The 20,350-nt window shown below is 69.7% G+C and carries 19 protein-coding genes and 2 pseudogenes; 11 read left to right on the top strand and 10 right to left on the bottom strand.

Annotated elements, in window-relative coordinates:
• Positions 1-89: 89 nt before the first annotated feature.
• The 3 genes and pseudogenes from Tther_RS13750 to Tther_RS13740 all read left to right on the top strand — a co-directional run.
• Positions 90-1,328, top strand: a pseudogene (locus Tther_RS13750) (PAS-domain containing protein); the annotation flags it as partial.
• Positions 1,305-1,856 (top strand): annotated as a pseudogene (locus tag Tther_RS13745) (diguanylate cyclase domain-containing protein); the annotation flags it as partial. The pseudogenes Tther_RS13750 and Tther_RS13745, both read left to right, overlap by 24 nt.
• A complete protein-coding gene (locus Tther_RS13740; RefSeq protein WP_425472813.1) occupies positions 1,842-2,780 on the top strand; it encodes a putative bifunctional diguanylate cyclase/phosphodiesterase in 939 nt (312 codons plus the stop codon). The pseudogene Tther_RS13745 and the gene Tther_RS13740, both read left to right, overlap by 15 nt.
• On the opposite strand, the gene sbcB is transcribed toward Tther_RS13740, so the two are convergent.
• Entirely contained in the window at positions 2,747-4,213 is a 1,467-nt protein-coding gene (gene sbcB, locus Tther_RS07880; protein ID WP_143902636.1) for an exodeoxyribonuclease I, read from the bottom strand. The two genes, Tther_RS13740 and sbcB, sit on opposite strands and share 34 nt — an antisense overlap.
• A gap of 47 nt (positions 4,214-4,260) precedes the next feature.
• Between sbcB and Tther_RS07875 the strand changes: the two genes are divergently transcribed.
• Positions 4,261-4,761 (top strand): methylated-DNA--[protein]-cysteine S-methyltransferase, encoded by a 501-nt coding sequence (locus Tther_RS07875; RefSeq protein WP_143902634.1) that lies wholly within the window; start codon positions 4,261-4,263, stop codon positions 4,759-4,761.
• A 68-nt stretch (positions 4,762-4,829) separates the two neighbouring features.
• Here Tther_RS07875 and clpA read toward each other — a convergent pair whose 3' ends face one another.
• The 3 genes from clpA to icd form a co-directional block, all read right to left on the bottom strand.
• Positions 4,830-7,163 (bottom strand): ATP-dependent Clp protease ATP-binding subunit ClpA, encoded by a 2,334-nt coding sequence (gene clpA, locus Tther_RS07870; protein ID WP_143902632.1) that lies wholly within the window; start codon positions 7,161-7,163, stop codon positions 4,830-4,832.
• A gap of 81 nt (positions 7,164-7,244) precedes the next feature.
• Positions 7,245-7,601 (bottom strand): ATP-dependent Clp protease adapter ClpS, encoded by a 357-nt coding sequence (gene clpS / locus Tther_RS07865; protein WP_143902630.1) that lies wholly within the window; start codon positions 7,599-7,601, stop codon positions 7,245-7,247.
• Positions 7,602-7,756: 155 nt separating this feature from the next.
• Entirely contained in the window at positions 7,757-9,010 is a 1,254-nt protein-coding gene (gene icd, locus Tther_RS07860; protein WP_143902628.1) for an NADP-dependent isocitrate dehydrogenase, read from the bottom strand.
• A gap of 241 nt (positions 9,011-9,251) precedes the next feature.
• On the opposite strand from icd, the gene Tther_RS07855 reads away from it, so the two are divergent.
• Entirely contained in the window at positions 9,252-9,659 is a 408-nt protein-coding gene (locus Tther_RS07855) for a DUF192 domain-containing protein (RefSeq protein WP_143902670.1), read from the top strand.
• Between the two features lie 9 nt (positions 9,660-9,668).
• Here the strand turns inward: Tther_RS07855 and Tther_RS07850 are convergent, their stop codons facing one another.
• Both Tther_RS07850 and xseA read right to left on the bottom strand, forming a co-directional pair.
• On the bottom strand, positions 9,669-10,256 hold the full coding sequence (locus tag Tther_RS07850; protein ID WP_143902625.1) for a superoxide dismutase: 588 nt from the start codon (positions 10,254-10,256) through the stop codon (positions 9,669-9,671).
• Between the two features lie 105 nt (positions 10,257-10,361).
• A complete protein-coding gene (gene xseA / locus Tther_RS07845) occupies positions 10,362-11,702 on the bottom strand; it encodes an exodeoxyribonuclease VII large subunit (protein WP_143902623.1) in 1,341 nt (446 codons plus the stop codon).
• A gap of 246 nt (positions 11,703-11,948) precedes the next feature.
• On the opposite strand from xseA, the gene Tther_RS07840 reads away from it, so the two are divergent.
• The 6 genes from Tther_RS07840 (at position 11,949) to adk (ending at position 15,946) form a co-directional block, all read left to right on the top strand.
• Positions 11,949-12,584 (top strand): MotA/TolQ/ExbB proton channel family protein, encoded by a 636-nt coding sequence (locus Tther_RS07840; protein WP_143902621.1) that lies wholly within the window; start codon positions 11,949-11,951, stop codon positions 12,582-12,584.
• 37 nt (positions 12,585-12,621) lie between these two features.
• On the top strand, positions 12,622-13,044 hold the full coding sequence (locus Tther_RS07835; protein WP_143902618.1) for an ExbD/TolR family protein: 423 nt from the start codon (positions 12,622-12,624) through the stop codon (positions 13,042-13,044).
• Positions 13,044-14,114 carry a tetraacyldisaccharide 4'-kinase gene (gene lpxK / locus Tther_RS07830; protein WP_143902615.1) on the top strand — a complete coding sequence of 357 codons (1,071 nt, stop codon included), beginning with the start codon at positions 13,044-13,046 and terminating at the stop codon, positions 14,112-14,114. Before Tther_RS07835 ends, lpxK begins: the two co-directional genes overlap by 1 nt.
• Before the next feature lie 7 nt (positions 14,115-14,121).
• The gene (locus tag Tther_RS07825) at positions 14,122-14,331 is read left to right on the top strand and encodes a Trm112 family protein (RefSeq protein ID WP_143902613.1); all 210 of its coding nucleotides are present in this window, start codon (positions 14,122-14,124) and stop codon (positions 14,329-14,331) included.
• A 19-nt stretch (positions 14,332-14,350) separates the two neighbouring features.
• Positions 14,351-15,130, top strand: coding sequence for a 3-deoxy-manno-octulosonate cytidylyltransferase (gene kdsB / locus Tther_RS07820; RefSeq protein WP_143902611.1), 780 nt, complete (start codon positions 14,351-14,353; stop codon positions 15,128-15,130).
• Between the two features lie 159 nt (positions 15,131-15,289).
• Positions 15,290-15,946, top strand: coding sequence for an adenylate kinase (adk, locus tag Tther_RS07815; RefSeq protein ID WP_143902609.1), 657 nt, complete (start codon positions 15,290-15,292; stop codon positions 15,944-15,946).
• Positions 15,947-16,006: 60 nt separating this feature from the next.
• Here adk and Tther_RS07810 read toward each other — a convergent pair whose 3' ends face one another.
• From Tther_RS07810 to Tther_RS07795, 4 genes are read right to left on the bottom strand one after another with little or no spacing between them, the layout of a single operon-like run.
• Positions 16,007-17,035, bottom strand: a complete 1,029-nt coding sequence (locus tag Tther_RS07810) for an asparaginase (RefSeq protein WP_143902607.1) — start codon at positions 17,033-17,035, stop codon at positions 16,007-16,009.
• Between the two features lie 23 nt (positions 17,036-17,058).
• Positions 17,059-18,579 (bottom strand): tripartite tricarboxylate transporter permease, encoded by a 1,521-nt coding sequence (locus Tther_RS07805; protein ID WP_143902605.1) that lies wholly within the window; start codon positions 18,577-18,579, stop codon positions 17,059-17,061.
• Between the two features lie 3 nt (positions 18,580-18,582).
• Positions 18,583-19,029, bottom strand: coding sequence for a tripartite tricarboxylate transporter TctB family protein (locus Tther_RS07800; RefSeq protein WP_143902603.1), 447 nt, complete (start codon positions 19,027-19,029; stop codon positions 18,583-18,585).
• Positions 19,030-19,034: 5 nt separating this feature from the next.
• The gene (locus Tther_RS07795; RefSeq protein ID WP_143902601.1) at positions 19,035-20,021 is read right to left on the bottom strand and encodes a Bug family tripartite tricarboxylate transporter substrate binding protein; all 987 of its coding nucleotides are present in this window, start codon (positions 20,019-20,021) and stop codon (positions 19,035-19,037) included.
• Positions 20,022-20,350 lie beyond the last annotated feature (329 nt).

The raw sequence follows: 20,350 nt of genomic DNA, 5'->3' as shown, positions 1-20,350 counted from the left end.
GCGCGGGTGCGGGTTTGTGCGCAGACCGGCAACGGCGCCGCCCCCCTACACTCGGCGCTATCACCACGCTGCACGATGAGCAACGCACCATGACCGCCTGGCTGGCCCTGCTGGGATGGACGTTGGCCTTCCTCCTGGGCGCCGCCTGGTGGCGGGCCCGACGCGAGCGCGACCAGGTGCGCGCGCGACTCGAGGCGGAACAGCGCTGGTTCCCGGAACTGCTCGACCGACTCGGCATTGCGCACTGGCGACGCAACCTCGACACCCAGGCGCTGTGGTGGTCCGACGTGTTTCGCCGCATGCACGGCATCCGCCCGGACGAGCCGGCCGAGCGCGAGCGCTCGCTGCGCCAGATCGTGCCCGAGGACCGCGAGCGCGTGCGTGAGGCGCTCGAGGCCGCCTATGCCCGCGGGGGCGGCGAAGCGGGCTACCGCATCCAGCAGCCCGATGGGCGCATCACCCACCACATGCTGCGCATCGTGGTCACGCGTGAGCCCGCCACCGGCCAGCGGCTGGCCATGGGCATCAACCTCGACATCAGCGAGCGGGTGCAGCTCGAGGCCATGCTGCGCGAGCGCACGGCGTACCTGGAGGCCATCGTGCAGCACCTGCCCATGGGGCTGAGCGTCTTCGATCGCGACCTGAAGCTGCGCGTGTGGAACGCCGAATTCGGGCGCGTGCTCGGCCTGCCCGACGAGCTGCTGCGCGAGGGGGTGGATTTCGACGACCTGATCCGCGTGCCGGCGCAGCGCGGCGAATACGGGGACGAAGACCCGCAGCAGGCGGTGGCGCGCCGGCGCGCGCTGGCGCTGCAGTTTCGCCCGCACCGCCTGGAGCGCACCCGCCCCAACGGGCGCACGCACCTCGTGATCGGCGAGCCGATCGTGCGCGAGGGTGCCGTCGTGGGCTTTGTCACCACCTACACCGACATCACCGAGCAGAAGCAGGAGCGCGAACGGCTGGCGCAGGCCCACGACATCCTGCGCACGCTGGTGGACAACATTCCGGTCGGGGTGTCGATGGTGGACCGCGACTTGCGCGTGCAGGTGTGGAACGAGCGCCTGCTGGAGTTGCTGGAGCTGCCGCGGGCCTTGTTCGAACAGCCGGATCTGACGTTGGTGGACGTGCTGCGCTTCAACATCGCGCGCGGCGAGTACGGCCCGCAAGCCGACCCCGAGGCCGCCCTGGCCGAGATGCGCGCGCGGGCCCTGCGCTTCGAGCCGCATGAGTTCGAGCGTGTCCGCCCCAACGGGCGTGTGCTGCACGTGCGCGGCCAGCCGCTGGCCACCGGGGGGTTTGTCACGGTGTATGCCGATGTGACCGAGCGCCGCTCGGCGCAAGCGGCCATCGAGCGCCTGGCCCGTACCGACGCGCTGACCGGCCTGACCAACCGCCACGCGCTGCCCGTGGTGCTGGACCAGGCCCTGCGTGCCGCCGAACGCGACCAGCGCCCGCTGGCGCTGCTGTTCATCGACCTGGACCGCTTCAAGGCCGTCAACGACTCCCTGGGACACGAGGCCGGCGACCGCGTGCTGGTGGAAGCCGCGCAACGCCTGCGCGCGCGGTTGCGCGGCAGCGACATCGTGGCGCGCATCGGCGGCGACGAATTCGTCGTCGCCCTCACCGGCATGCAGGACGAGGCCGACGCGGCGCGTGTGGCCGAGCAAATCGTGCAGGCGTTGTCCGAGCCCTTCGCGTTGCCCGAGGGTGCCGTCGGCGCGAACGGCGCCGGTGAGGGCCGCGGCACGCCGCGCACCTACCTGACGCCCTCGATTGGCATCGCGCTGGCGCCACGCGATGGACACGAGGCGCAAGAGCTGCTGCGCCTGGCGGACATTGCGATGTACCACGCCAAGGCCGATGGAGGCGCCGGGTGGCGCTACTACACCCCTGCCATGCAGGAGGCCATCGCACGCCGCATCGACCTGGAAAGCCGGCTGCGCGAGGCGATCGCCGCCGACGCCCTGGCGTTGCACTACCAACCCATCCACACCTTGGGCGACGGCATGCCGCTGGTGGGCTTCGAGGCGCTGTTGCGCTGGCCGCAGCCGGATGGCAGCGTTTTGCTCCCGGGCGCGTTCGTCCCCGTGGCCGAGCAGTCGGCCGAACTGGTCGAGGCCTTGGGCAGCTGGGTCTGCCGCGCGGTGGCGTGCCAGCGCCACGCGTGGCAGCAGGCGCACACCGGCGGGCCGCTGCTGATCAGCATCAACCTCTCGGCGCGCCAGTTCGACCGCGAGGGGCTGGCCGGACGCATCCGCGACGCCTTTGACCGCGCCGTGCCCGCCGATGCACGCCGCCCGCTGCCCCTGCTGGGCATCGAATTCGAGATCACCGAGAGCGTCATGATGCGCGACCCGCAGCGCGCCGAGGCGGAACTGGCGCGCCTGCGCGAGCTGGGCGCGCGCATCGCGATCGACGATTTCGGCACCGGCTACTCGTCGCTGTCCTACCTCAAGCACCTGCCGATCGACCGGCTCAAAATCGACCGCGCGTTCGTGCGCGATCTTGCCCACGACGCCGACGACGCGGCCATCGTCGGCGCCGCCGTGACGCTGGCCCACCAGCTCGGACGCGAGGCGGTGGCCGAAGGCGTGGAAAGCGCGCAGCAGCTGGCGGCGCTGCGTGACCTGGGCTGCGACGCGGTGCAGGGGTTTGGCCTGGGGCGGCCAATGCCCGCGGCCGACGTCCCCGCGTATGTGGCGCGCGTTGCGCGCGGCGAACACTTGGCGCTGTGGGACGCGGCCGATCAACTCACGGCCGCCACCCGCTCGCTGGCGTAGTCGGCCACGGCCGCCAACAGGCCCAGCGCGCGCGCATCCCCCTGCGCACGCGCGAGGGCGATGCGCGCCTCCAGTTGCGCGCGGTAGTCGGCCCACGGTGCATGGCCGCCGGCGCCGTCCACGATGCGCGCCCGGCAGTGCGCGCGCCAGCGCGCGCGCTCGTCGGCGTCCAGCGACTGCGGGTGGTTGCGGGCGCGGAAGCGAAACACCAGCTCCGGCAGGCGCGCATCGTCAAAGCCGCATTGCCGCCAGGCCGGATCGGCCGGGTCCAGTGCGCGCAGCCGCATTAGACGGCGCCGGTCATCGTCGCCGACAAACCCGTCGTACAACGCCGCATCGACATCGACGGCTTCCTGGCCCGGCTCGCGCCCGAACAGGGCGGCCCACAGCGACCCCCGATCGGGCAATCCCGCCGCCCACGCTGCGTGGCGCTCGATTTGCGCCAGATCCAGGCCGAAGCGCTCGGCCGCGCCGCTGCGCAGCACCTCCATGCCGGCGACGACCATGGGCGAGCGGTTCAGGTGCACGCTCTTGAGTGGCAAGCGCCGCACGCCCTCGGGCAAATCGCCTTGGCGCGTGAACAGCCGCCGACGCGCCTCGTCGGGCCGCAGGTCGGCCAGTTCGCGCGGGTCGTGCGCCAGGTCCCAGGCCAGCAGCTCGTTGCGGTTGGTCGGATGCTGGGCCAACGGCCACATCACCGCCAAACACCCCCGCTCCACCGGAAAGCGGCCGGAAACGTGCACGAACGGCCGAACCTGGCCCGCGTTCGCCGGCAGCCCGAGCACCTGCAGCACGCGGTCACGCCGACGCAAGCCCAGCGCGTAGTCGAACAGCCGTGGCTGGCGCTGCCGGATCAGGCGCGCCAGCGCCAGTGTCGCGTACACGTCGGACAGCGCGTCGTGGGCCTGCTCGTGCGCCAAGCCGTTGGCAGCGGTCAGGTGCTCGAGCCGAAAGCTGGGCTTGCCCTCGCCGTTGGTGGGCCACTCGATCCCCGCCGGTCGCAGGGCCCAGGTCATGCGCACCACGTCCAGCAAGTCCCAGCGGCTGCAGCCGTTGCGCCACTCCCGTCCATACGGGTCCAGCAGGTTGCGCCACAGCAGGTGGCGCGTAAACTCGTCGTCGAAGCGGATCGAGTTGTAGCCTACCCCGATCGTGCCGGGGCGTTCCAGCTCGGCCAGCAGCGCTTCGGCAAAGGCCCGTTCGCTCATGCCGCGGGCCTGGCACTGCTGCGGCGTGATCCCCGGGATCAGGCAGCTCTCGGGGTCGGGCAAATAATCCTGCGCGGGCTGGCAGTACCACACGACCGGCTCGCCCATCGGGTTGAGGTCCGCATCGGTGCGCAAGCCAGCAAACTGGGCCGGCCGATCGCGCCGCGGGTCGGCGCCGAAGGTTTCGTAGTCGTGCCAGAAGAAGGTATGGGCGTCAGCACTCACCCTGCCATCGTAACCGCAGCCGGCACGGATGGCCGTACACTGGACCGATGGAAACGCTGCACACCGCTGTTGCGCCAAGCGCGCTGGGTTGGGTACTGGTGGCCGCGACGCCGCGCGGCCTGTGCGCCCTGCTGCTGGGGGACGATGTGGCGCCGCTGCAGGCCGATCTGCGCCGACGCTGGCCCGGTGCCACCCTCGCAGCGGGCAATGCCCAGGTGCAGGCATGGGCGCGCCAGGCCGCCGACCTGGTGGCCGCGCCGCAGCGCCCCTGGGCGCTGCCGCTGGACATCCGCGGCACACCCTTCCAGCAGCGCGTGTGGGCGCTGCTGCGCACCATTCCCCCTGGCCAAACGGTCTGTTATGGGGCGCTGGCGGCCCGTTTGGGCAAGCCGCGCGCCGCGCGCGCGGTGGCGCAAGCCTGCGCCGCCAACCCGCTGGCGGTCATCGTCCCCTGCCACCGCGTGGTGGCCAGCGACGGCGGCCTGGGCGGCTACCGCTGGGGGTTGGCACGCAAACGGGCGCTGCTGGCGCTCGAAGCCGCAGCCTGACCCCGCGGTCGTCCCTCACAACGCCACGCCAGGCCGCACCACGCCGCGGCGGCGAGGCAGCGACCGCGTCAATCCGCCGTGGCTTCTTCCGGCTCGGCGCGCCGGCCCTCCTTCTTGGGCAGGGGCTGGATGTCGAGCTTGACCTGCGGCTCGCCGCCATCGGCCGGGGTTTCGATGTCCACGGTCAAGCGCCCGCCATCGACCAAGCGGCCAAAGAGCAGCTCGTCGGCCAGCGCGCGGCGGATCGTGTCCTGGATGAGGCGCTGCATCGGCCGCGCGCCCATGAGCGGGTCGAACCCCTTCTTGGCCAGGTAGCGGCGCAACGCGTCGGTGAAGGTGACTTCGACCTTCTTCTCGGCCAGCTGGTGCTCGAGCTGCAGCAGGAACTTGTCCACCACGCGCAGGATGACCTGCTCGTCGAGCGGCTTGAAGCTGACGATGGCGTCGAGCCGGTTGCGGAATTCCGGCGTGAACAGGCGCTTGATGTCGGCCATCTCGTCGCCCGCCTGCCGCTGCGTGGTAAAGCCGATGGTGGACTTGTTCATGGTCTCGGCGCCCGCATTGGTCGTCATGATGATGATGACATTGCGGAAATCCGCCTTGCGCCCGTTGTTGTCGGTGAGCGTGCCGTGGTCCATCACCTGCAGCAGCACGTTGAAGATGTCCGGGTGCGCCTTTTCGATTTCGTCGAGCAGCAGCACACAGTGCGGCTTCTTGCTGATCGCCTCGGTCAACAGCCCGCCCTGGTCGAAGCCGACGTAGCCGGGCGGCGCGCCGATGAGGCGGCTGACCGCGTGGCGCTCCATGTACTCGGACATGTCGAAGCGGATGAGCTCGATGCCCAGGATATACGCCAGCTGCTTGGCGGCTTCGGTCTTGCCCACGCCCGTGGGGCCACTGAACAGGAAAGCGCCGATGGGCTTGTCCGGCTTGCCCAGGCCCGAGCGCGCCATCTTGACCGCCGAGGCCAGCAGTTCGAGCGCCTTGTCCTGCCCAAAGACCACCGCCTTGAGGTCGCGCTCGAGGTTTTGCAGCTTGCTGCGGTCGTCGCTGGAGACGCTGGCGGGCGGAATGCGGGCGATCTTGGCGACGATTTCCTCGATTTCGGCTTTGCCGATGGTCTTTTTGCGCTTGGACGGCGCGGCCACACGCTGCGCGGCACCGGCCTCGTCGATGACGTCGATGGCCTTGTCGGGCAGGTGGCGGTCGTTGATGTACTTGGCCGACAGCTCCGCCGCGGCCTGCAGGGCCGCCGCCGCGTATTTGACGCTGTGGTGCTCCTCGAAGCGCGACTTCAGGCCCTTGAGGATCTCGATCGTCTGCTCCACCGTGGGCTCGACCACGTCCACCTTCTGGAAGCGCCGCGACAGCGCCGCGTCCTTCTCGAAGATGCCGCGGTACTCGGTGAAGGTGGTGGCGCCGATGCACTTGAGCTGGCCGCTGGACAGCGCCGGCTTGAGCAGGTTGGACGCATCGAGCGTGCCGCCCGAGGCGGCACCCGCCCCGATCAGCGTGTGGATCTCGTCAATGAACAGGATGGCATTGGGCTTGTCCTTGAGCGTCTTGAGCACGCCCTTGAGGCGCTGCTCGAAATCGCCCCGGTACTTGGTGCCCGCCAACAGGGCGCCCATGTCGAGCGAGTACACCGTGGCGTCGGCCAACACCTCGGGCACATCCTTTTGCACGATGCGCCACGCCAGCCCCTCGGCGATGGCGGTCTTGCCCACGCCCGCCTCGCCGACCAGCAGCGGGTTGTTCTTGCGCCGGCGGCACAGGATCTGGATGACACGCTCGACCTCGTAGTCGCGCCCGATGAGCGGGTCGATCTTGCCCTCGCGCGCGAGTTGGTTGAGGTTTTGCGTGAACTGCTCCAGCAGCGACGCCTTCTCGTTGCCTTTGGCCTCGCTCGCTTCTTCGCTCTCGGGCGCCGCGCCGTCGTTGGACTTGGCCGGCTCGGGCGTGTCGCCCTTGCGGATGCCGTGCGCGATGTAGTTGACCACGTCCAGCCGCGTGATGCCCTGCTGGTGCAGGTAGTACACGGCGTGCGAGTCCTTCTCGCCAAAGATGGCCACCAGCACGTTGGCGCCGGTGACCTCCTTCTTGCCGTTGCCCGTGGACTGCACGTGCATGATGGCGCGCTGGATGACGCGCTGGAACCCCAGCGTGGGCTGGGTGTCGACCTCCTCGGTGCCCGGCACCGTGGGGGTGTTGTCTTTGATGAAGGTCGTCAGCGACTTGCGCAAATCGTCGATGTTGGCGTTGCACGCGCGCAGTACCTCGGCCGCGCTGGGGTTGTCCAGCAGCGCCAGCAGCAGGTGCTCGACCGTGATGAATTCGTGCCGCTGCTGCCGGGCCTCGACAAAGGCCATGTGCAAGCTGACTTCAAGTTCCTGGGCAATCATGGGGCACTTCCTTCACTTCGGGTTTCAACTGTAGCGCGATGCATCCACCGGCACACTCGGGTATGTGGGGCGCGAACCGCGTTATTCAACCGGTTCGGCCACGCATTGCAGGGGATGCCCCGCCGCGCGCGCAGCCTGGGTCACCTGCTCGACCTTGGTGGTGGCGACATCGCGGGTGTAGACGCCGCACACGCCGCGTCCGTGGACATGAATCTTGAGCATGATCTGCGTCGCCGTCTCGCGGTCCTTGTTGAAAAACTCCTGCAGCACGCGCACAACGAACTCCATCGGCGTGAAATCGTCGTTGAGCAGGACCACCTGGTACATCTTGGGCGGCTGCACGCGCTGGCGGCGACGTTCCAACACCACCGCATCGCCGCCGCCGGGCACGCTCGGGGTCAGATCGGGTTGTTTGGGTGTCGTGGCCATGGCAAACATTCTGCAATAAATCGAACATCCGCGCAGGCAGCAGGCCACGCCGTCCGTCGCGCAAAAAACACCGCCGCCCCAGGGGCGGCGGCATGGATGCGGCGCGCGGCCGGCACGGGCGCCTCGGGCGCGGCCGCGCTGCGGCGCGCCGCAGCGCGGGCGCATCACATGTGGTCGATCATGACCTGGCCAAAGCCCGAGCACGACACCTGCGTGGCACCTTCCATCAGGCGCGCGAAGTCGTAGGTGACGTGCTTGCTCTGGATGGCCTTTTCCATGCTGCTGATGATGAGGTCGGCGGCCTCCTTCCAGCCCATGTGGCGCAGCATCATTTCGGCCGACAGGATTTCCGAGCCGGGGTTGACGTAGTCCTTGCCCGCGTACTTGGGCGCGGTGCCGTGGGTCGCCTCGAAGCAGGCCACGCTGTCGGAGAGGTTGGCTCCCGGCGCGATGCCGATGCCGCCCACCTGCGCCGCCAGCGCGTCGGAGATGTAGTCGCCGTTGAGGTTGAGCGTGGCGATCACCGAGTACTCGGCCGGGCGCAGCAGAATTTGCTGCAGGAAGGCGTCGGCGATCGAGTCTTTGATGATGATGTCCTTGCCCGTCTTGGGGTTGCGGAACTTGCACCACGGGCCGCCATCGATCGGCTGCGCGCCGAACTCGCGCTGCGCCAGCGCGTAGCCCCAGTCACGAAAGCCCCCTTCCGTGTACTTCATGATGTTGCCCTTGTGCACCAGGGTGACGCTGGGCTTGTCGTTGTCGATGGCGTACTGGATGGCCTTGCGCACGAGCCGCTCGGTACCCTCGATGGACACCGGCTTGATGCCGATGCCCGAGGTCTCGGGGAAGCGGATCTTGGTCACGCCCATCTCCTCGATCAGGAATTTGATGAGCTTTTTGGCCTTGTCGCTTTGCGCCGGGTACTCGATGCCGGCGTAGATGTCCTCGGAGTTTTCGCGGAAGATGACCATGTCGGTCTTTTCCGGCTCCTTGAGCGGGCTGGGCACGCCCTTGAAATAGCGCACCGGGCGCAGGCAGACGTAGAGGTCGAGCTCCTGGCGCAGCGCCACGTTGAGCGAGCGGATGCCGCCCCCGACCGGGGTGGTCAGCGGGCCCTTGATGGACACCACGTATTCCTTGAGCGCGTGCAGGGTTTCGTCCGGCAGCCACACGTCCGGCCCGTAGACGCGGGTCGATTTCTCACCCGCGTACACCTCCATCCAGTGGATCTTGCGCCGACCGCCGTAGGCCTTGGCCACCGCCGCATCGACGACCTTGATCATCACCGGGGTGATGTCCACGCCCGTGCCGTCGCCCTCGATGTAGGGGATGATGGGGTTGTCCGGCACGTTGAGCGACATGTCGGCGTTGACGGTGATTTTTTGGCCTTCGGCCGGTACGCGGATGTGTTGGTACATGAGCGGGGTCTCCGTATGGGGTGTCGTGCCCGGGCACCGGGTGGGTGCTGGGCTCTACAATCGATTCTATCGAGAAAACCTCCGCGGACCTGACGCCATGCTTCCTCCCCGTCACGGCGCGTTTGCCCCCTTGGCGGGCACCTGCACGACCTCGTCGCGCCGATACGGCACCGCCAACCGGGGGCGGCGTGCACTGTTGACCGGTGGCGTCGCGCTGGCGCTGCTGGCCGCCAACGCCGGCATGGCCCAGCCACGCCCTGCCGAACGGCCGCAAACCGATTTGCCCCGCGTCGCGCTGCGCGCCGGGATGCATCGCATCGACGCGCAGGTGGCGCAAACCCCCGAGCAGCGCGCCATCGGCCTGATGTGGCGGCGCGAACTCGGACCCAACGAGGGCATGTTGTTTGTGTTCGAGGCGCCCGCGGTGCAGTGCTTTTGGATGCGCAACACCTACATTCCGCTGACGGCCGCCTTCATCGCCGACGACGGCCGCATCGTCAACATGGCGGACATGCAGCCGCTCGACGACACCAGCCACTGCTCGCGCGAACCGGTGCGGTACGTGCTGGAGATGGCGCAGGGCTGGTTTGGCAAGCGCGGCATCGCCGCGGGCTTTCGCCTCGCGGGCGCGCCGTTTGGTACGCGCTAGGGCGCGGCTTCAGGCGAAGTTGGCCTGCACGAAGTCCCAGTTGACCAGCTTGTCCAGGAAGGTTTCCACGAACTTCTGGCGCAGGTTGCGGTAGTCGATGTAGTAGGCGTGCTCCCACACGTCCACGGTCAGCAGCGCCTTGTCGGCGGTGGTCAGGGGCGTGCCCGCTGCGCCGGTGTTGACGATGTCGAGGCTGCCGTCGGGCTTTTTGACCAGCCAGGTCCAGCCCGAGCCGAAGTTGCCCACCGCGCTCTTGACGAAGGCCTCGCGAAACGCGGCGTAGCTGCCCCACTTGGCGTTGATGGCCGCCGCCAGCGCGCCGGTGGGCTCGCCACCGCCGTTGGGCTTCATGCAGTGCCAGAAGAAGGTGTGGTTCCACACTTGCGCGGCATTGTTGTAGATGGGACCGGGGTTGGGCGCCTTGCGGATGATCTCCTCCAGCGTCATCGACTCGTACTCGGTGCCCTTTTGCAGGTTGTTCAGGTTGACCACGTAGGCGTTGTGGTGCTTGCCGTGGTGGTACTCGAGGGTTTCCTTGGAGTAGTAGGGCTCGAGGGCGTCGATGGCAAACGGCAGGGGCGGCAGGGTGTGTTCCATGGCGTGTGTCCTCTTCCAGAGTGGTTGTGCAAAAGCGCCTCGATTGTAGGGAAGGCGGCCGCACCGCGCCGGACCGCGGGCGATCCCCCTGGCGCAGGTGCGGGGTCAGGCGCTGGCGTCGTTGCGCACCGCGGCCACGCGCACGTCCAGCGCCCCACGCGCCAGGGCCACCTGCAGCGCCTCGCCGGCGCGCGTCTGGTCGGCGCGCGTGACGACGCGCCCCTGGGCATCGGTGACCAGGGCGTAGCCCCGTTGCAGCACCAGGCGCGGGTCGAGCAGCGCCAGCTGGGCCTGCCAGCGCATCAGGCGCTGGTGGTGGCGCTCCCGATCGCGCCGCAGCAAGGCCTGCCACGCTTGCTGCCGCTGCAGCAGCTGCTGCCGCTGCCGGTCCACCCGCAGCACGGCAGCGGCCCGCACCCGGTGTTCGAGCGCGAGCAGGCGCGCCTGCTCGCGCCCCAGCCGCGCGGCCGGCCGGCCCAGGCGCTGCGCCAGCCGGTCCAAGGTTTGCGCCTGGGTGTCCAGCCGGCGCCACACGGCCTCGTGCAAGCGCTCGGCCTGGCGCTGCAGGGCTTGTTGCAACAGTTGCGTGGCCGGCGCGCACAGCTCGGCCGCGGCCGTGGGCGTGGGCGCGCGCACATCGGCCACGAAATCGGCCAGGGTCACGTCGGTTTCGTGGCCAACGCCGCACACCACCGGCATGGGCGCCTGGGCCAGGGTGCGCACCAGCTCCGGGTCGTTGAACGCCCACAGGTCTTCCAGCGAGCCACCCCCGCGCACCAGCAGCAGCACCGCCGGCGCGCCGCTGGCGCGGTAATCCTGATACGCGCGGCGCAGGGCGGCGCACAACTGCGCGGGTGCTTCGGCGCCCTGCACCGGCGCGGGATAGACCCACACCGGCAGATGCGGCACCCGGCGCGCCAGCGTGGTGGCCACGTCGCGCAGCGCCGCCGCATCGAGCGAGGTCACCACCCCGATGCTGGCCGGAAACGGCGGCAGTGGACGCTTGCGGGCGGTGTCGAACCACCCCTCGGCGGCCAACGCGGCCTTGAGCTGCAAAAACTGCTCGTACAGGCTGCCCTGACCGGCTGGACGCACGCGCTCGACCACGAGCTGCAGGTCACCGCGCTGGGCGTACACGTCGAGCCGCCCCAGCACCTCCACGCGCATGCCCTCGCGCAAGACCACGGGTCTGGCCTCGGCCGCGCGGCGGAAAAACGCGCAGCGCAGTTGGCCCTGTGCGTCTTTGAGGGTGAAATAGGCATGGCCGCTGCCAGCGCGCACGTAGCCCGAGATTTCGCCCTGCACGCGCACCGGGTTGAAGCGCGCCCGCACGGCGTCGGCGACCGCCGTCACCAGCGCCCCGACCGACCAAACCGGGCCGTCGTCTTCGGTCACGGGGCTGCGTGGCATCATGGGGTTGCCCACAGCCCCCTCCAGCCCCGACATGCCGGCCAACCCATTGCCCTCAGCGCTCCTATGCCCTGTAACATGTTGTCCGATAAACGATTTTTTTGCGCCAACCAGAGAAGAAGGGTTGTCCACACCACGCATCCCCCGCGACGCGCCGACGTATGCAGCGGCTTTTGCACAATGTTGTCCACAGGGGTGTGCGACGCGTCCGGTGCGCCCCCGCGGTTTTGCCATGCGCGGCGTGTCCGATAATCCGCCTGCAACGCCGCACAGGAGAGCCCCTTGCTGTCGATCATACAAGCCGCCGGTTGGCCCATCTGGACGCTGATTGCGTGCTCCGTCCTGGGGCTGTCGATCATCATCGAACGTGCGGTCAGCCTGCGCGCCGCCAAAATCGCCCCCCCGCGGTTGTTGGACGAGGTGGTGCAGGCGTCGCGCCAGGGCGTGCCGCCGCCCGCCATCGTGGACCAGTTGGCCGACAACTCGCTGCTCGGTGCGGTGCTGGCCGCGGGCTTTCAGGCGCTGCAGCGCAACCCGCGCGCATCCGAAGCCGAACTGCGCACCGCGCTCGAATCCGCGGGCCGTCTGGCCGCCGTCCAGCTGCAGCGCTACCTGGGCGCCCTGGCCACGGTGGCGTCGGCGGCACCGTTGCTGGGTTTGCTGGGCACGGTCATCGGCATGATCGAAATCTTTGGCTCGCAAGCCGGGCCGGGTGGGCTGCAGCCTGGGGGTGGCAATCCGGCCCAGCTCGCCCACGGCATTTCGGTGGCGCTCTACAACACGGCCTTTGGGCTGATGATCGCGGTTCCGGCGCTTGTGTTCTGGCGCTACTACCGCGCCCGTGCCGATGCCTTTTTGCTGCAGTTGGAGGTCGCCGCCGAGGCCTTCGTCCACCACCTGCTGACCCTGCGACGCTGAGGCCCCACCCACCGCCTGGTCGGGCGCGGAGATGCGCATGAACTTCCGTCACGGCAACCGCGAAGAACCGGAAATCAACCTGATTCCGTTCATCGACATCCTGCTGGTCGTGCTGATCTTTTTGATGCTGACGACGACCTTCAGCCAGACCACGGCGCTGCAGGTCAACCTGCCGCTGGCCAACGCCGAAACGCCAGCCCAGCCCCCCGCCGAAATCGTGGTCGCCGTCGGCCCCGACGGGCGCTATGCCGTGGACGACCGCCTGCTCGAGGCCCACGGCGTCGACACCCTGGTGGCGGCGCTGCGCAGCGCCCAGGGTGCGCGCCAGGGCGAGCCTATCTTGGTCATCCAGGCCGACGCCGCCGCCAGCCACCAATCGGTGATCAACGTCATGGACGCGGCGCGGCAGGTGGGCCTGGTGCAAATCACCTTTGCCACGCAGCACGGTCAGGGGGGCTGATGCCCGTGGTGGACCTGCCCGCGGCTTGGCTGACGCGGGGGCCGCTGGCCTGCGCGCTGCTGCCGCTGGCGGGCCTGGCGCGTGCCGCGCTGGGGGTGCGCGCGGCGCTGTGGCGCTGGGGGTGGCGGCAACCCTGGCGCGCGCCGGTGCCGGTGGTGGTGGTGGGCAACGTCGTGGCGGGGGGTGCCGGCAAAACGCCCACGGTCATGGCGCTGGTGCGCCACCTGCAGCTGCGGGGATGGCACCCCGGTGTGGTCTCGCGGGGGTATGGCCGCCACGACGACACCGAGGCCGTGGTGGTGGCCGGCACCAGCCCCGATCCCGCGCAACTGGGGGATGAGCCGGCCCTGATCGCGCAGGAAACCGGCGCGCCGCTGGCCGTCGGGCGTGACCGTCCCGGCGCGGTGGCGACCTTGTTGCGCCAGCACCCGGAGGTGGACATCGTCATCAGCGACGACGGCATGCAGCACTGGGCGCTGGCGCGGGACCTGACAATCGTCGTGTTCGACGAGCGCGACGTTGGCAATGGCTGGCTGCTGCCCGCCGGGCCGCTGCGCGAGCCCTGGCCCGCGCGGCTGCTGCCGCTGGGCCCACTGTGGGTGCTGCGCACCGCGCCACCGCACCAGCCCCCCCGTGCGCATCCGTACCCGGAATATCGGGCCACGCGCGCACTCGCCCCCGACGCCATCGGCATGGCGGGTGAGCGCATGCCGCTGCAAACGTGGGCCACGGCCCACGCCCCCGTGGGCGCACTGGCTGGCATCGCCCGCCCCGAGGCGTTTTTTGCGCAGCTGCGCGAACGGGGCTTGGCGCTGGCCCAAACCCTGGCCCTGCCCGACCATGCCCCGGCCCCCGTGCTGCAGGCGGCGCTGGCACAAGCGGCGGCGACCGCGCAGGCGCCGCGCATTTGGCTGTGCACCGACAAGGATGCGGTCAAGCTGCGTGGGCGGCCGCTGCCGCCCGGGGTGTCGTTGTGGCGCGTGCCGCTGCTGCTGTCGCCCGAGCCAGCGTGGGTGGCGGCACTCGACCGCCTGCTCGATGACTGGCGCGCCCGCCGCGACGCGCTATGATGCCTACATGGATCCCAAGCTGATCGAATTGCTCGTCTGCCCGGTCACCAAAGGGCCGCTGGTGTACGTGCGCGAGACGCAGGAGCTCGTCTCGCGCGGCGCGCGCCTGGCCTACCCGATCCGCGACGGCATTCCCATCATGCTGGAAAACGAAGCGCGTCCGCTGGACGAAGCGGAACTGGACCGACTGGCCCCGCCGCGCCCCGCCCTCCCCTGACCCTGCGCCCCCGGTGACGATGGATTTCGACGTCCTGATCCCGGCGCGGCGCGCGTCCACCCGGCTGCCGGACAAACCGCTGGCGGACATTGGCGGCGCACCCATGGTGGTGCGCGTGGCGCAGCGCGCGCTGGCCAGCGGCGCGCGCTCGTGCACGGTCGCCACCGATGACGCCGCCATCGCCGACGCCTGCCGCGCCGCCGGCATCGCCGCCGTGCTCACGCGCGCCGACCACCCCAGCGGCAGCGACCGGCTGGCCGAAGCGGTGGACCTGCTGGGCCTGGCCGATGACGCCGTGGTGGTCAACGTCCAGGGCGATGAACCGCTGATCGACCCCGCGTTGATCCGGGCCGTGGCCGCCGTGCTGCAGACCCGCCCGGACTGCGCCATGGGCACCGCGGCGCACCCGATCGAGACAGCCGCCGAGCTGTTCAACCCCAACGTGGTCAAGGTGGTACTCGACCGCCACGGCAGTGCGCTGACCTTCAGCCGGGCGCCGATTCCCTGGTGGCGCGACGCGCCCCGACACGACGGGGCGCTCGATCTGCACGCCTGGCCGCCTGGCGCACGGCCGCTGCGACACATCGGCCTCTACGCCTACCGCGCCGGCTTTTTGCGCCGCTTCCCGCAACTGCCCCCGGCGCCGCTGGAGCGGTGCGAATCGCTCGAGCAGTTGCGCGTGCTCTGGCATGGCGAACGCATCGCGGTCACCGTCAGCGCGACCGCCCCCGGACCGGGCGTGGACACACCCGAAGACCTGCAGCGCGTGCGCGCCCTGTGGGCGCAGCAAAACGGCTGAGGGGTGCGGCCGCGCCGACGTGTCGCCGCTTGTAAGCCTGTGTCGGGGCGTGCGTGCTATTCTTTGGCGCTGGCCGAGCGCCAGCCGCCGCCAGCCGCGCGGGACGCGCCGTCCCCAGCGCGGCCCCGTTCACACGATTGCGACGAGTAAAGGACATTCATGAGACTGATTCTGTTGGGCGCTCCGGGCGCTGGCAAAGGCACGCAAGCCGCGTTTATCTGCCAGAAGTACGGCATTCCGCAGATTTCCACCGGCGACATGTTGCGTGCTGCCGTCAAGGCCGGCACGCCACTGGGCCTGGAGGCCAAGAAGGTCATGGACGCCGGCGGCCTGGTCAGCGACGACCTCATCATCAACCTGGTCAAGGAACGCATCGCCCAGCCCGATTGCGCCAACGGTTTTCTGTTTGATGGGTTTCCGCGCACCATCCCGCAGGCCGAGGCCATGCGGCACGCCGGCGTGCGCATCGATTACGTGCTCGAAATCGACGTCCCCTTCGACATCATCATCGAGCGCATGAGCGGCCGGCGCGTCCACCCCGCCTCGGGCCGCACCTACCACATCACCCACAACCCGCCCAAGGTGCCGGGCAAGGACGACGTCACCGGCGAAGACCTGATCCAGCGCGACGACGACAAGGAAGAAACCGTGCGCAAGCGCCTGGACGTCTACGCCGCCCAAACACGCCCGCTGGTGGATTACTACCGCGGCTGGGCGCAGCAGGACCCGGCGGCCGCGCCCAAGTACCGCGCCATCAGCGGCGTGGGCACGGTCGAGGAAATCACCCAGCGCGTGTTCCAAGCGCTGTCGGCGTAACCCACCGCGGCACCGGCCAGCGCGGCTGGGGCCGCCCGTGCGGCCTGGCGCCGCCGCGCTTCAACCGCGCGGCGCTGCGGCCGCCATCAGCTGCAGTTGCAGCGCCACGCGCGCTTTGGCCGGCGGCAGCGGCGTCACGGGCCAGGCATGCACCGCGCGGCCGTGGGAACCGCTGACCACCACCCCCTGGGCGCAGCGCGTGGTCAGCCACACCACCACGCCGGCCTGCGCCGCCTGCTGCAGCGCCTGCGCCAGCTCAGCATGCACCGAGCCGTTGCCGGTGCCTGCCACCACCAAGCCCTGCAGCGGCGCGTCGGCGTCTTCGCCACGCAACGCCGCCTCGCGCTGGCGCAGCAGTGCCCGCACCAACGCGCCATCGGCCCCGGCGTGGCTGCTGATCCACTCCACGCGCGGCCATGGCGATGACCGCCAGGCGCGGGGCGGCAGCGGCGCTGCCGGCACCAGCGCCCGCATGGCGGCCACCAGCCCCTCGGCAGCGGCGCACCAGCGCACCCGTCCGCCTTCCACCCAGCCCGCGGGGCCGGCGTCGCCGGCGCCAAACGCATCCAGCCGCGTCGCGTGCTCCTTGCGCACCGCGGCGGCATCGAACACCCGCGCGGCCAGCGTCACCCAGACCCCGCCCGCCGCCTGCGCACGCGCATCGCAGGCCAGCGTCACGGCGTCCGCCAGGTTCTGCGGCCCATCCGGGGCCAGGGCGGACGCCGGCCGCATGGCGCCCGTCAGCACCACCGGCCGCTGCGGGGCCAGCGCGGCCTGCAGCAGCCAGGCGGTCTCTTCCAGCGTATCGGTGCCGTGCGTCACGACGATGGCGCCGACATCGGGCATCTGCAGCGCCTGCGCCACCGCGTCGAGCAGCGCTTGCCAGACCGGCGGCCCCATGTCCTTGCTGTCGAGGTTGGCCACCTGCTGCGTGCGCACGGACCAGCCCGGCGGCAGCGGCACCCCGTCGAGCAAATGGGCCACGGGCACCACGCCCGCCTGGTAGCCGATCGCGTCGTGCGCGCTGGCAGCCTGGCCGGCAATGGTGCCGCCCGTGCCCACCACCAGCAACACGCGCGGCGTGTTCATGGTTGCGGTTGCGTCGATCGCGTTCACCCGGCGCTGCCCTCGGCCGCGCGCTCGCGCTCACGCAGGGAGCGCCGCAGCGCGCCCACCACGCTCCACAGGAACAGCGCCAGCCCGGCCAGCAAAAAGCCCGCGCTGATCGGCCGCTCGAGGAAGACCGCCGGATCGCCGCGCGACAGCAACAGCGCGCGCCGCAGGTTTTCTTCCATCAGCGGCCCGAGCACGAAGCCCAGCATCAGGGGCGCCGCCTCAAACCGCAACAGCGCCAACACATAGCCGACGGCACCGATGGCCGCCACCATGTAGATGTCGAACACGTTGTTGTTGACGCTGTAGGTGCCCAGGGCGATGAAGATCAGGATCGCCGGGTACAACACGTGGTACGGGATGCGCAGGATCGCCACCCACATGCCCACCAGAGGCAGGTTCAAAATCACCAGCAGAATGTTGCCAATCGCAAAGCTCACGATCAAGCCCCAGAACAGGTCGGGCTGATCGCTCATGAGCAGCGGGCCGGGCTGGATGCCGTGAATGATGAGCGCCCCCAGCATCAGCGCCATCACCGCATCGCCCGGAATGCCCAGCGACAGGGTCGGCACAAAGGCCGTTTGCGCCGCCGCGTTGTTGGCCGCCTCGGGGGCCACCACGCCTTCGATGGCGCCCTTGCCAAAGCGCGTCGGATCACGGGCCACACGCTTTTCCAGCGCGTAGGACATGAACGACGCGATCGAGGCGCCGGTGCCCGGCAAGGCACCAAAAAACGAACCAACGCCGGTGCCGCGCAACATGGGCATCCAGGAGCGGCGCCAGTCATCGCCGCTGGGCAGCATCTCGCGCAGGCGCACCCGCTGCGTCATGTGCCCCTCGCGTGGCTGGTTGACCGAGCCGACCACCTCCGCAATGCCAAACAGCCCCATCGCCAGCGCGACGATGTTGATGCCGTCCATCAACTCGGGGATGTCGAAATAAAAGCGCGCCACGCCCGAATTGACGTCGGTGCCGACGGTGCCCAGCAGCAGCCCCAGCACCACCATGGCCAGCCCCTTGAGCGGCGAGCCCGACGCCAGCGTCGAGGCCGCCAACAGCCCCAGCGCCATCATCGCAAAATACTCGGCCGGGCCAAACTTCAGCCCCACCTCGGCAATCGACGGGGCAAACCCGGCCAATACCGCCACGCCCAGCATCGAGCCGAAGAAGGACGCGATGGTGGTCATGAACAGCGCCACGCCAGCCCGCCCCTGCTTGGCCATCTGGTAGCCGTCCAGACAGGTCACGGCCGACGAGGGCGTCCCCGGCAGGTTGAGCAGGATCGAGGCGGTGGAGCCGCCATACTGCGCCCCGTAGTACACCCCGGCCAGCATGATGATGGCCCCGGTGGTCGGAATGTGGTAGGTCACCGGCAACAGCAGCGAGATGGTGGCCATCGCGCCGATGCCAGGCAGCACGCCAATGAGCGTGCCGATGAAAACCCCCACGAAGCAATACAGCAGCATCATCGGCTGCACGGCTTGCTGCAGGCCGTGGAGCAAACCTTGCCAGACGTCCATCGATCACGCACCCCACGGCCAGCTGGGCAGCACCATGCCCAAGGCCACGATGAAGATCAGCCACGCCAGCGCGGCGATCGCCCCCGCGGTCAGCCAGCGCGTGCGCCAGCGAAAGCGGTCATCGGCCAGCGACGCCACCAGCACCGCCACCACGGTCGCCAGGATCAGGCCGGCCGGCTTGAGCAACAGGCCAAACAGCACCAACGACCCGATCACGCACAGCGCCGAGCGCACGGCCAGCGCCAGCGGCTGGCCACGGCGCAGCCACGCCGGCACGGCAATCAGCACACCCAGCCCCGCGAGCAACCAGCCCAGCATGACCGGAAACAGCCCCGGCCCCATGGCGCGCCAATCGCCTAGGTCGTATTCGGCCCGGGCGTACAGCGCCGCTGCGACCCCCACCGCCACCATCAACAGCCCTGCCAGCACATCCCGTGTATCGCGCCGCATCGTGCTCACCCCGTGCGCAGCCCCAGGCGCTCGATCACCGCGCGCATGCGCTCGGTGTCGATCTGGATGCGACGCGCCAGCCCCTCTGGCGCCGTCCCGGCCACCTGCCAGCCCTGCTGGAACAGGCGCTCGCGCACCGCTGGCTCGCGCGTGATCGCCGCCAGGGCGGTGGCGACGCGGGCAATGTGCGCAGCGGGCATGCTGCGGGGCGCCGCCACGGCGTTCCAGATTTCCAGCTGCACGTCGGAGACGCCCAACTCACCCAAGGTCGGCAGGCCCGGCGCCAAGGTGCTGCGCCCGGCACTGGTCACGGCCACTGCGTGCAATTTGCCGGCTTGGCTTTGCTGCATGGCCAGCCCCGGGGGCAACAGCGCCAGGTGCACCTCGCCGCGCAACATCGCCTGGATGACCTGGGGGTTACCTGGAAACGGCACGTGCACCGCGCGCCAGCCGGCGCGCGCCTGGATCATCTCCATGCCAATGTGCGCCACCGTGCCCACCCCGGGCGAGCCGTAGTTCCACTGCGCGCCCGCCGCACGCGCCGCAGCCAGCACCCCGGCCCCATGCACCTGCACCGCCGGCCCGGCACACAGCACCAGGGGCGCGGTGGCCAGCAGGCTGACCGGTGCCAAATCGGTCAACGGGTCGTAAGGGGTGGCGGGGTTGAGGATTTTGGCAATGGTGAGATTGCCGTTGATCATGAGCCCCAACGTGTGACCGTCGGTGGCTCGCGCCACCGCATCGGCGGCGATGTTGCCGGCCGCCCCAGGCCGGTTGTCCACCACCACGGGCTGGCCCAAGCGTTCGGCCAGAGGCCCGGACAGGGTACGCGCCATGGCGTCGGGCGACGACCCCGCCGGAAAACCCACCACCAGCTTGATCGGCCGCTGCGGCCACGCCGGGCCTTGTGCCCACACCCCGGGGCTGGTCGCGGCCAGCAGTGCCGCCGCCAGCCAGCGCCGCCGTTGCGGATCCCAACACCTGTCGTTCATGGCGCTCCTTCGTCATCGCATGGCGCCCCATCGGGCGCAGCCATGCGCGATCATAGCGTTCCACAAGAAAAAACCCCGTTCGCGCAGGCGACGGGGTGGGATGCTGGCGGAGTGAGAGGGATTCGAACCCTCGATACGGCTCTACACCGTGTACTCCCTTAGCCGGGGAGACTTTTTGACGATTTACGAGATGTTGCACTAAGGAACCACTGAACAAAAAAGCTCGTACACCGCACACTCGCTCACGCTCGCTGTGAGGTCAGCGCAAATCACCCCAAGGCAGCCTCTGAGGCGCCCAAAGTGCCCTCGCGGCGGTGCAAAACCCGCCC

This window comes from Tepidimonas thermarum, assembly GCF_007556705.1.
Lineage (GTDB): Bacteria > Pseudomonadota > Gammaproteobacteria > Burkholderiales > Burkholderiaceae_C > Tepidimonas > Tepidimonas thermarum.
Note: the sequence above shows the minus strand (reverse complement) of the source record. Positions and strands in the feature narration are given on the sequence as shown.